This window comes from Pseudomonas sp. GXM4, from assembly GCF_008923895.1.
Taxonomy (GTDB): domain Bacteria; phylum Pseudomonadota; class Gammaproteobacteria; order Pseudomonadales; family Pseudomonadaceae; genus Aquipseudomonas; species Aquipseudomonas atacamensis.
On the sequence record NZ_WBRZ01000186.1, the window covers coordinates 1 to 11280 of the forward strand.

Genomic DNA, 11280 nt, shown 5'->3' on the forward strand with positions numbered 1-11280 from the left:
TACGACGTGAGCAAGAACAATGTGCGTCATGCACTGTGCCTCTTGAAGTGCTCTGATTAGTGCTCAAAATAGCACTCCAAGTGATGCTCGGCGCAATGCATTGAGGTTATCACGCGGTTTCTTGTGAGGTTCCCGCATTGGTTGTCAGGTCTATCTGGCGTTCTTGTGGGATTAATCTCGTGTTTGCGCAGCCCACCTGTAATTTCTGACAGTAGACCGCGACACCCCTGCTCCTTTAACGTCAAGGTGCCTACCCGCTCGTTGAAAAGGACCCTTCGATGAACGCCACAAACACTACTTCCGCGCTGGACCCGGTTTACCGCAAAGCCCTGAAAACCTGGCGTCCGGTCATTCTGTATTTCGCCAATGATCACTGCCCCGCCTGCGAATGGGCCGGGCCGGTCTTTCGGCAGATTGCCGAGCCTTACCGGCTGCGCGCCAACATCTATATGCTCAACACCAGCCAATCGCCCAAGCACCCGAACGTCACGGGCACGCCAACAGTGCTGTTCTATAAAAACGGCAGGCTGCTGAAAAAGCTCAAAGGTATCGGCACCGAGGAAACCCTGGCGAGGGATATGGCCCGGCATGTCGGCAGGACAAAGGCTCCCGCAACGCCACGCAAACCTCACCATGATCTGGCATGGCTGAGGCGAACACTCAAGTCATTGCGCACCGTCACTGGTTCGCGCCACCGGCTTCTGCGCTGAACCCGACCGGGATTGGACAACCCGCTGTCTGCCTGCTTTGCTGTTGAGCGAACACATTGCGCGCCGCCCGCCGGTTCGGGTGGTTGCCAGGATCGGCGCAGACAGCGGGATAAGCATGTTCGAAACCATTGAAGCGCAAGCGTTGAAGGAAACCGCGTCAAACGAGTTGAGAGAAGAGTTTCTCCAGCGCGAGTTCGAACGGCTCAAACCGTTCAGCCTGTTGATCTACGTGGTCAGTGTGTTCATGTGGCTGCTGTTTGATCTGATCGTCAGTTTTCTCGGCGGCCAGGGTTTCACGTGGCGCTCGATGGCGTTTCTCGCTGGTTTCGCGCTGTTGACGGTGGTGCTCGGTTTTACGCGCAGGGCTAGCCATTTCGATGTGCTCACCCTGTTGCTGGTCCTGGGATTGACCGTCGGTGTGCGAATGATCGTCGACGGCCTCGCGCCTGCTTCGCACAGCTTGTGGCTGGTCCTGGCAGCAGCAAGCATGTTGTACAGCGTGTCGGTACTGCCGCTGCGGCGCTGGGCGTTCTTTGCGGTACAAGTTGTGATCTGGGTGATCCTCAACCCGTTTCTTGCCACCACCACCGAAATCACTGAACTGCGCGGCGTCCTGACTGCCTGCTACAGCGTGTTTCTCTGCGCACTCACGGTGTACACCTTTTTGAAGTTCCGTGAGGCCAAGCTGAATAACTACCTGATGTCGCGGCTGCTGCTGGATCAGGCCTATAACGACCCGCTGACGCAGATTCCCAACCGACGCTCATTCATGACCCACGCAGGGCAACGGCTGCTGGCAAGCCCGCGCGAGCGCGATCATTACCTGATGATGATCGACATCGACAACTTCAAGAAGGTCAACGACACCTACGGGCATGACATCGGTGATGAGGTGCTCATTCGCGTCGCTGCCGATATCAAGACAGTGATGATTGCGTTTGACTACGCGCGTATGGGCGGTGAGGAGTTCGCGATCTATCTGGCGGGAGTGCGGCGCGAGGATGTTGAAAGCCTTGCCACGCAACTGTGCCAGTCAGTGCGTGAACACCCCACCCAGCACCCGGTCACCATCAGCATCGGCATTACCCGGGTGGCTGAGGGTGACTCGTTGAATCAGGCGCTGATCAAGGCGGATGCGGCGTTGTACGAATCAAAGCATACGGGCAAGGACCGCTTTACGTTTCATCAGTAACAAGCGCAGCGACCGCTGCGCCATTCCGCGAATGCTCAAGCCACCTCACGCTCCAGCAACACGCGCGTCACCCGCCGCTCTTCGACCGCTTTGACGGTCAGTTGCCAGCCCTGGTATTCCAGCCGATCACCGGTCATCGGCAACCGATCCAGCAGACTCATGACCAACCCGGCCATGGTCTGATAATCCTCGGTCGGCTCGGCATCGAAGCCGGTACGCTGGCGAACGCGAGCCAAGGGCAGCGCGCCGCTGACCAGAAACCCGCCGCGCTCTTCGACCACATCAGGGCCTTCGATTTCACTGGCATCGGGCAACTCACCGGCGATCGATTCGAGGATGTCGGTCATGGTCAATACGCCGACGAAATCGCCAAACTCATTGACCACGAAGGCGATGTGCGTCGATGCCGCGCGCATCTGCTCCAGGGCATTGAGGATCGAATAACTGTCGAGCAGATTGACGGTCTTGCGTGCCAGATGCTCAAGGTTCGGCTCGTTGCCGGCCAGATACTCCTTGAGCAATTCCTTCTTGTGTACGAACCCCAGCGGCTCATCCACCGCGCCATCGCGAATCAGCGGCAAGCGTGAATACGACGAATGCATCAGCTTCGTGCGAATGGCTTCGGCGTCATCGGCAAGATCAATCAGGTCAACGTCGGCGCGCACCGTCATCAGGTTGCGAATCGGCCGCTCCGCCAGTTGCAGCACACCGCTGATCATCACCCGCTCACGACGGTCGAACAGCTCGGCCACCGGCGCTTCACCGTTGTCCAGCAGGTCGGAGATTTCCTCACCAACCTCCTCCGCCGCCAGCTTGCGGCCACCGAGCAGACGCATCACCGCATGGGCCGTGCGCTCGCGCATCGGGCGCACGCCCTGAATCGAACGTTTGCGCCGAGCCCGGGCGATCTGGTTGAACACCTCGATGAGGATCGAGAAACCGATGGCGGCGTACAGGTAACCTTTCGGGATATGAAAGCCCAGACCTTCGGCGGTCAGGGCAAAACCGATCATCATCAGGAAGCCCAGACACAGCATGATCACGGTCGGATGCGCGTTGACGAAGCGGGTCAGCGGCTTGCTGGCAACGATCATCAGGCCGATGGAAATAATCACGGCGATCATCATCACCGCCAGTTCATCGACCATGCCCACGGCGGTAATCACCGCATCGAGCGAGAACACCGCGTCGAGCACCACGATCTGCGCCACGATCGGCCAGAACAGCGCGTAGGTTGTGTTGGTCGAGCGCTCGCCGACATGGCCTTCGAGGCGCTCATGCAACTCCATCGTCGCCTTGAACAACAGGAACACGCCACCGAACAGCATGATCAGATCACGACCGGAGAAGCTCTTGTCGAACACCTCGAACAACGGCTGCGTGAGCGTAACCAGCCAGGAAATGCTCGCCAACAGGCCCAGGCGCATGATCAACGCCAGCGACAGGCCGATGATCCGCGCGCGATCGCGCTGATGCGGCGGCAGTTTGTCGGCAAGAATTGCGATGAACACCAGGTTGTCGATACCCAGTACCAGTTCCAGCACGATCAGAGTCAACAGGCCTAACCAGGCTGTGGGATCCGCTAACCATTCCATAAAACGTCTCGATCTCTCTTCAGTGAATTCAGGCGGCCGGACACGGCGAAGTGCAACGCAAAGGCTCAAGAGCCGCGTTATCAACCATAGTCGGTAGTCGGAAGACGGGGTGCTGCGAAAGGATCAAGACCGCGCGAAGGCGTGCTGGAGAGTGCTGACTGGGAGGCTCCGAGAGGGTGTTCATGTAGATCCTGAATGAAAAATGGCCTTCGAGCGTACAGCGTCGACCGACCTGCTCCACAGCGGTAAATCATTTCAAAATCTGTATGAATGACCTTGATCGGAGACTTTCAGCGTTGCTGAAGCAGCCTTCGCGAGCAGGCTCGCTCCCACAGGGTGCGAGCGGTGCGGCGGATTTCAGCGCAAATCCAGCTCATCGATATGCTGATACTGCGCTTGCAGCGCGGTCGCCAGATCCTTCGCCCGGCCCAGTCGAATCGGCCCGCGCTCGATGTCGATCAGCAATCCCGGACACGCCAGCACTGGCAACGCCGACAGTTCTTTCACGCGACCATCGGTCACGATCAGGCAGCGTTGCTGTTCGGCAGAAAAGCGCTTGCGTCGCAGCGTCAGCCATTGCTGCGCCTGCTCCAGTGCCGCGAGCAACGGCGTGCCGCCACCGGCGCCCAGACCGTCGAGCCAGACGCCCAGGCCGCTTGAGGCCTTCAAGCCTTGCACCTGCCATTTCGGCGCAGAACCACTGGCGGTCAGCAACGCCAGCCGCGCCCGCTGGCGATAAGCATCGTCGAACAGCTGCGCGAGCAGGCCCTTGGCATCACTCAAGGCCTGATGGCGACGGGTCGAGGCCGACGCGTCGACGATCACCAGCCAGATTTCATGGGGCGCGCGGGTGCGCTGTTGAAACAGCAGATCGGCGCGGCGCTGGGGGCGGCCATTGAGCAGCGTGCCCGGCCAGTTCACCGATCCGCTGCCGGCCCCATGCCGCTGGCCCTGGCGGCCATTGTCGAGTTGTCCGGCACGGGGCTTGGCATTCGCCCCCGCGTCGGATCGGGGGCGAATGCCTAGGGCTTTTTTGCCAGGGGCGGCCAGCTCGGAACGTCGCGGCGGGCACCGGTGGCTTGCGCCGTTGCCGGCATCTCGCCCCACTGGCCCTGCCCTTCGCTGGACTTGCTGTCTGTGCCTGAAGGAGATTGCGCTTGTGATTGGGTGCTGGATGAAGGGTGTTCGCGACGGCGATGGCGCAGGGCAAATTCGGCCACCGCGTCGATGTCCTCTTCAGCAATCGCATCCGCCCCACGCCACGCGGCATGGGCGCGGGCCGCGCGCAACCAGACCAGATCGGCGCGCAAGCCATCGACGCCAGCAGCGAAGCAACGCTCGGTAATCAACGCCAATGCCGCGTCATCCAGCGGGATGGCTGCCAAACGCTCGCGGGCGCTTTCACAGCGCGAACGCAGGATGTGTTGCTCGCTCGCCCACTGCGCGCAGAACCCTTGTGGATCGCTGTCGAAATCCAGCCGCCGGCGAATGATCTGTCCGCGTTCGGCGGGGGCGGTGTGGCCGCTGAGGGCAACGTTCAAGCCGAAGCGGTCAAGCAGTTGCGGCCGCAGCTCGCCCTCTTCCGGGTTCATGGTGCCGATCAGAACGAATTTGGCCGAATGCCGATGGGAAATGCCGTCACGCTCGATCAGGTTGGTACCGCTGGCGGCGACATCCAGCAGCAGGTCGACCAAGTGATCGGGCAGCAGATTGACCTCATCGACATAGAGCACGCCACCGTCAGCCTTGGCCAGAACACCAGGCGAGAACTGCGCGCGACCGTCGCTGAGGGCAGCATCGAGATCGAGGGTGCCGACCAGCCGCTCTTCGGTAGCGCCCAACGGCAAAGTGACAAACTGGCCGCTGGCGAGCAGATCCGCCAGGCCCCGCGCCAGCGTCGACTTGGCCATGCCGCGCGGACCTTCGATAAGTACGCCGCCGATTTTCGGGTCGATGGCGGTCAGGCACAGGGCGAGCTTCAGGTCATCGGCGCCGACCACGGCGGAGAGTGGGAAATGCGGGGTGTCGGTCATTTGGGTTTTCCCTTTCGTGGTCTTTGGTGTGCTTGAGTTTTAGTGGCGTGTCAGTTGGGTGGCCCTCACCCTAACCCTCTCCCAGAGGGAGAGGGAACTGATCTGGGTGTTCTTGCAAGTTGCGCCGACCTGAATTATCGAGTTGAACTCAGGCCTCAAAACCAACACAAATCGGCTCCCTCTCCCTCCGGGAGAGGGCTGGGGTGAGGGTAGCTTTTTAGCGGCTACATATCTTCCTCGATATCCAACAGCAAATTCTCCAGCGCCTCTTTATAAGCCCCAGGCTCCTGCCACATCCCGCGCTGCTGCGCTTCGAGCATGCGTTCGGTCATGTCGCGCAGAGCATGCGGATTATGTTCACGAACAAAATCCTGGGTCGCCGGATCGAGCAAATATGCCTCCGCCAGCAACGCGTACTGATGGTCATCGATCAACTGCGTGGTCGCATCGAAAGCGAACAGATTATCAACCGTCGCCGCCAGTTCGAACGCGCCTTTGTAGCCGTGACGCTTGACCCCATCGATCCACTTCGGATTCGCCGCGCGCGAGCGCACCACGCGATTGAGTTCTTCCTTCAAGGTACGAATCTTCGGCAGATCCGGCTGGCTGTGATCGCCGTGATAACTGGCCGCCGCTTCGCCGCGCAGCGTCTCCACCGCAGCGAGCATGCCGCCCTGGAACTGGTAGTAATCGTTGGAATCGAGCAAGTCATGCTCGCGGTTGTCCTGGTTCTGCAGAACTGCCTGCACCTGGCTCAGACGCTGACTGAACTGCTCGCGGGCAGCCGTGCCCTCGTCGGCGCCGCCGTAAGCGTAGGCGCCCCAGTTCAGGTAAACCTCGGCGAGGTCTTCGCGGGTCTGCCACAGACGCCCATCGATGGCGCCTTGCACCCCGGCGCCGTAAGCTCCCGGTTTTGCGCCGAAGATGCGCCACCCGGCCTGACGCCGCGCGGTATCTTCATCGACGCCCGACTGCAACAGCGCCTCGCGTTCGGCACGCACTTTAGCGGCCAGCGGATTCAAGTCGTCCGGCTCGTCCAGCGCGGCCACCGCTTGCACGGCGGCGTCGAACAGGCGGATGAGATTGGCAAACGCATCACGGAAAAACCCCGAAACCCGCAGCGTCACGTCGACTCTTGGACGATCGAGCAGACTCAGCGGCAGAATCTCGAAATCATCCACGCGCTGACTGCCCGTGGCCCAGACCGGACGCACGCCCATCAACGCCATGGCCTGAGCGATGTCATCGCCGCCGGTGCGCATGGTTGCGGTGCCCCAGACCGACAGGCCGAGCTGGCGCAAGTGATCGCCGTGATCCTGCAAGTGTCGTTCGAGAATCAGCGTTGCCGACTGGAATCCGATGCGCCACGCGGTAGTCGTGGGCAGATTGCGCACGTCGACCGAGTAAAAGTTGCGCCCGGTGGGCAACACGTCGAGGCGGCCACGGCTGGGCGCGCCGCTGGGGCCGGCGGGGACGAAACGACCGCTGAGGGCGTCAAGCAGACCGCGTATTTCGGCCGGGCCGCAAGCATCGAGGCGTGGGGCGACGACTTCGCGCAGATGCTCGAGTATCGAATCAACCTCAGCCCACCCCGGCCCTTGTGGGAGCGAGCCTGTTCGCGAAGGCGTCGGGTCAGACAACTGGTCTTTTACTGACACACCGCTTTCGCGAGCAGGCTCGCTCCCACATGGGACATTCAGTGCTTGGGAGATCAGGTCTGCAGCGAAGAGTTCGAGGCGTTCGCGGGTGTCGCCGGCGGTGCGCCAGACTTCTTCGCTGATGGCCTGCAACTCGGTCGGACGCGGGCCACTCCAGGCATCGGCCAACGCGCAATCCAGCGGATCAAAACCAAGATCAAACGCTTTAGCCAGTGCTCGCAGCAGACTCGACTGCGCGGCCTTGCCGTCACCGCGCGGGATGCGCAGCAACGCGAGCAAGGTCTCGATACGCAAGCGCCCGCTCGGCGATTCGCCGAAAATGTGCAACCCATCGCGAATCTGCGATTCCTTCAGATCGCACAGATAAGTGTCCAGACGCGGCAACCAGATCGCCGCATCGGCATCGCTGTCCAGCGCTGCGTCCAGTTGCAGTTCCCGGTCGATCTGCGTGTCACGCACCAATTGCAGAATGTCGCGTTGCAACTCGCGGGCACGGCGCGGATCGAGCAGTTGCGCCTCGTAATATTCGTCGGCGAGCAACTCCAGATTGCGCAGCGGCCCGTAGGTTTCGGCGCGGGTCAGCGGTGGCATCAAGTGGTCGATGATCACCGCCTGCGTGCGCCGTTTGGCCTGAGCGCCCTCGCCCGGATCATTGACGATAAACGGATAGATATTCGGCAGCGGCCCGAGCAGCGCGTCCGGCCAGCAATTCTCCGAAAGGCCGACGCCTTTGCCCGGCAACCATTCGAGATTGCCATGCTTGCCGACGTGGATCACGCCGTGGGCCCCGTAGGTGTTGCGCAACCAGAAATAGAACGCCAGATAACCGTGCGGCGGAACCAGATCCGGGTCGTGGTACACCGCGCTCGGATCGACCTGATAACCCCGGGCCGGCTGGATGCCGACAAAGGTCAGACCGAAACGCAGACCGGCAATCATCAGCCGACCGTCGCGGCACATCGGATCGTTTTGCGGCGCCCCCCAACGCTCGAGCACCGCGGCGCGATTCGCTTCCGGCAACGCATTGAACATTGCCAAGTAATCGTCCATCGCCAGGCTCTGCTGGCACGGGCGCAAGTCGAGACTATCGAGGTCGTTGCTGACGCCGCCGAGCAGTTGCTGGATCAGTTCGGTGCCGCTGTCGGGCAACTCGGCTGTGATCGGATAACCTTCGGCACGCAATGCGCGGAGTATATTCAGCGCCGCCGCCGGCGTATCGAGGCCGACGCCATTGCCGATGCGGCCGTCGCGGGTCGGGTAGTTGGCGAGGATCAGGGCGATGCGTTTTTCGCCGTTCGGCACGCGTGCCAAAGCTACCCAGCGCCGCGCCAGTTCGGCGACGAAATCCATGCGTTCGGGCTGGGCGCGATAGCAGACCACATCGGACTGACTGCGCTCGCTGCGCCAGGCCAGATCCTTGAAGCTGATCGGTCGGCTGATGATGCGCCCGTCAAGCTCCGGCAAAGCAATGTGCATCGCCAGGTCACGCGGCCCAAGGCCCTGTTCGCTGTCGCGCCAGCCGGGCTCATTGTCCTGAGCGCAGATGGCTTGAATCACTGGGATGTTGCGGCGAAACGGGCGCAGATGCGGCGCTTCGGGGCTGGACTGGGCAAAACCGGTGGTGTTGAGAATCACCCCCGCCTCGACTTCATCCAGCCAGTCCTCGACCACCGACAGACAACCGGGTTCTTTCAGACTGGCCACCGCGATCGGCAGCGGATTGAGCCCGGCTGCCTGCAAACGCTGACAGAACACATCGATGAACGCCGTGTTCGCCGCCTGCAAATGCGAGCGATAAAACAACAGCGCCGCCACCGGTTGATCGGGCAGCCATTCGGCTTGCCAGTCGCTCAGGGCAGCGCTGTTTTTCTGTGGGTGATAAATCGCCGTGCGCGGCAGGGTTTGCGGCTCGCCCCACGAATAATCGCGGGCAAACCATTGGTTGCCCAAGCAGCGGAAAAAATCCAGCGCATTGCCCATGCCGCCTTGACGCAGGAATTGCCAGAGTCTATCGCGTACTTCGGCGCTGACCGTGCTCAAGTCGCTGAGCTCAGGGTCCGGGCGGTCATCGCCGGGCACCAGAATCAGTTGCACGCCGCGTTCGGACAACTCGACCAGCCGCTCGACACCATAGCGCCAATAGGCAATGCCGCCATGCAGGGAGATCAGAATGACCTTGGCGTGGCGCAGCACTTCGTCGACATACAGATCGACCGAGGCATGATTCTGCACCTGCATCGGGTTGGCCAGACGCAGGCTCGGATAGTCATCCGGCAATTGCTGCGCAGCCTCGGCAAGCAGCGCCAGGCTGGAATCGCCGCTGCACAGGATCACCAGCTCGGCGGGGGTTTGTCCGAGATCGGCAATGTTGTCGTCCGAGACGAATCCGCCGGGCTGGGTCCTGAGCAGGTGCATGGCTTAAACGCTGAGCGCAGCGCGCAATTGCGCTTCGAGTTGTGCGGCATCGAGTTCCTGACCGATCAGCACCAGACGCGTGACGCGCGCTTCTTCGGCGCCCCACTGACGGTCGAAATGCTTGTCAAAACGCGTGCCCACCCCCTGGATCAACAGGCGCATCGGCTTGTTCGGAATCGCCGCGAAGCCTTTCACCCGCAGAATGCCGTGTTGCACCACGAGTTGCGTCAGCGCGTCGAGCAGCAGGCTTTCATCGGCTTGCGGCAATTCGATGGAGATCGAATCGAAGGCGTCGTGATCGTGGTCGTCGTCATCACCGTCATGGTGGTGATCGTGGTGACTGTGGCGGCTGTCGATGTGCTCCTCGGAGCCGGCACCGAGGCCGATCAACACGTCGAGCGGCAGGCGGCCGTTGCTGGCTTCGATGATTTTTACCGCTGGCGGCAGCTCTTCGGCGACTTCAGCGCGCACCCGAGCCAGATCTTCCGCGCTGGTCTGGTCGGCCTTGTTGAGGATGACCAGGTCAGCACTGGCCAGTTGATCGGCGAACAACTCGTGCAGCGGCGACTCGTGATCAAGGTTCGGATCGAGTTTGCGCTGGGCGTCGACCTGATCCGGGAACGCTGCGAAGGTGCCAGCAGCAACCGCCGGGCTGTCGACAACGGTGATTACCGCGTCAACGGTGCAGGCGCTACGGATTTCCGGCCACTGGAAGGCTTGCACCAGCGGTTTTGGCAGGGCCAGGCCGGAGGTTTCAATAAGGATGTGGTCGAGATCGCCGCGACGGGCAACCAGTTCGCGCATTACCGGGAAGAATTCTTCCTGCACCGTGCAGCACAGGCAGCCGTTGGCCAGCTCATATACGCGGCCGCTGGCCTCTTCTTCGGTGCAGCCGATGGTGCATTGCTTGAGGATCTCACCGTCGATGCCGAGCTCGCCAAACTCGTTGACGATCACCGCGATGCGCCGGCCCTGAGCGTTGTCGAGCATGTGCCGCAGCAGCGTGGTTTTGCCCGAACCGAGGAAACCAGTGACGATGGTGACGGGGAGTTTGGCCAGTGTTTTCATCGGTATGCCCTTTGGCAAGCGGCGGGCATACGGGACGAGAACCGGCAGCGCGCATGCACGCCGGAAGCATTCGCCACCGGATCACCCCGCCCGGTTGTAGTGAGAATCTGTGACGAGGCAGGTCTCCTGGCTGACGGCGTTCAGGCGCTGGGCCTGGCGCTCATTGCGCCTTCCCGCTGGCTCAACGGTTGAGCTGGCAGTGGCGTGGCAACGAACATCACCGTTCACAGTTGCGGGGGCAGCCGCGGCTTTGACCGCGTTCCCTTCTTAGCTTCGGCGAGTGCCGAAGAACCTCGAAAGCGCAAGGCTACGCATGGGTCCGTCGTGGGTCAATGGTCGGTGAGTCTGAAACTGGGGGTATATCCGTTGCTGCGGTAACGGCTTCTTAAGGTTTTGCTCTTACAGCGAGTCCCTTTTTCAAACGCCGGAGTGCCGGCACAGCAAAAAGAAACCAAAAGGCTTTGCCCCGGCGCACGGCCCGCTCGCTGGGGCTCGGGGTACCTTCGTTACGGGACCGATCCGGGCGCAGCCTGCTGAAGGGGCAAAAGATCAAAGCCAAAGCAAAAGCCAGATCTAGAGCCCCTCACCCTAGCCCTCTCCCCGAGGGAG

General features: G+C 61.5%; 7 protein-coding genes and 1 riboswitch. Of the genes, 2 read left to right on the forward strand and 5 right to left on the reverse strand.

Features of this window, described 5'->3' with window-relative positions; translation table 11 throughout:
* Positions 1-278: 278 nt before the first annotated feature.
* Both F8N49_RS20030 and F8N49_RS20035 read left to right on the forward strand, forming a co-directional pair.
* Positions 279-710 (forward strand): co-chaperone YbbN, encoded by a 432-nt coding sequence (locus F8N49_RS20030; protein ID WP_151552244.1) that lies wholly within the window; start codon positions 279-281, stop codon positions 708-710.
* A 115-nt stretch (positions 711-825) separates the two neighbouring features.
* Positions 826-1902, forward strand: a complete 1077-nt coding sequence (locus F8N49_RS20035) for a diguanylate cyclase (RefSeq protein WP_151552246.1) — start codon at positions 826-828, stop codon at positions 1900-1902.
* Between the two features lie 35 nt (positions 1903-1937).
* Here the strand turns inward: F8N49_RS20035 and F8N49_RS20040 are convergent, their stop codons facing one another.
* From F8N49_RS20040 to cobW, 5 genes are all read right to left on the reverse strand, one after another.
* Positions 1938-3497, reverse strand: coding sequence for a TerC family protein (locus F8N49_RS20040; RefSeq protein WP_151552248.1), 1560 nt, complete (start codon positions 3495-3497; stop codon positions 1938-1940).
* A gap of 357 nt (positions 3498-3854) precedes the next feature.
* Positions 3855-4604 carry a VWA domain-containing protein gene (locus F8N49_RS20045; RefSeq protein ID WP_164568657.1) on the reverse strand — a complete coding sequence of 250 codons (750 nt, stop codon included), beginning with the start codon at positions 4602-4604 and terminating at the stop codon, positions 3855-3857.
* Positions 4520-5530 carry an ATP-binding protein gene (locus tag F8N49_RS20050; protein ID WP_071172252.1) on the reverse strand — a complete coding sequence of 337 codons (1011 nt, stop codon included), beginning with the start codon at positions 5528-5530 and terminating at the stop codon, positions 4520-4522. Before F8N49_RS20050 ends, F8N49_RS20045 begins: the two co-directional genes overlap by 85 nt.
* A 224-nt stretch (positions 5531-5754) precedes the next feature.
* Positions 5755-9603 (reverse strand): cobaltochelatase subunit CobN, encoded by a 3849-nt coding sequence (gene cobN / locus F8N49_RS20055; RefSeq protein ID WP_151552250.1) that lies wholly within the window; start codon positions 9601-9603, stop codon positions 5755-5757.
* Positions 9604-9606: 3 nt separating this feature from the next.
* The gene (gene cobW / locus F8N49_RS20060) at positions 9607-10671 is read right to left on the reverse strand and encodes a cobalamin biosynthesis protein CobW (protein WP_024012737.1); all 1065 of its coding nucleotides are present in this window, start codon (positions 10669-10671) and stop codon (positions 9607-9609) included.
* A gap of 98 nt (positions 10672-10769) precedes the next feature.
* A riboswitch (cobalamin riboswitch) is annotated at positions 10770-10982 on the reverse strand.
* Positions 10983-11280 lie beyond the last annotated feature (298 nt).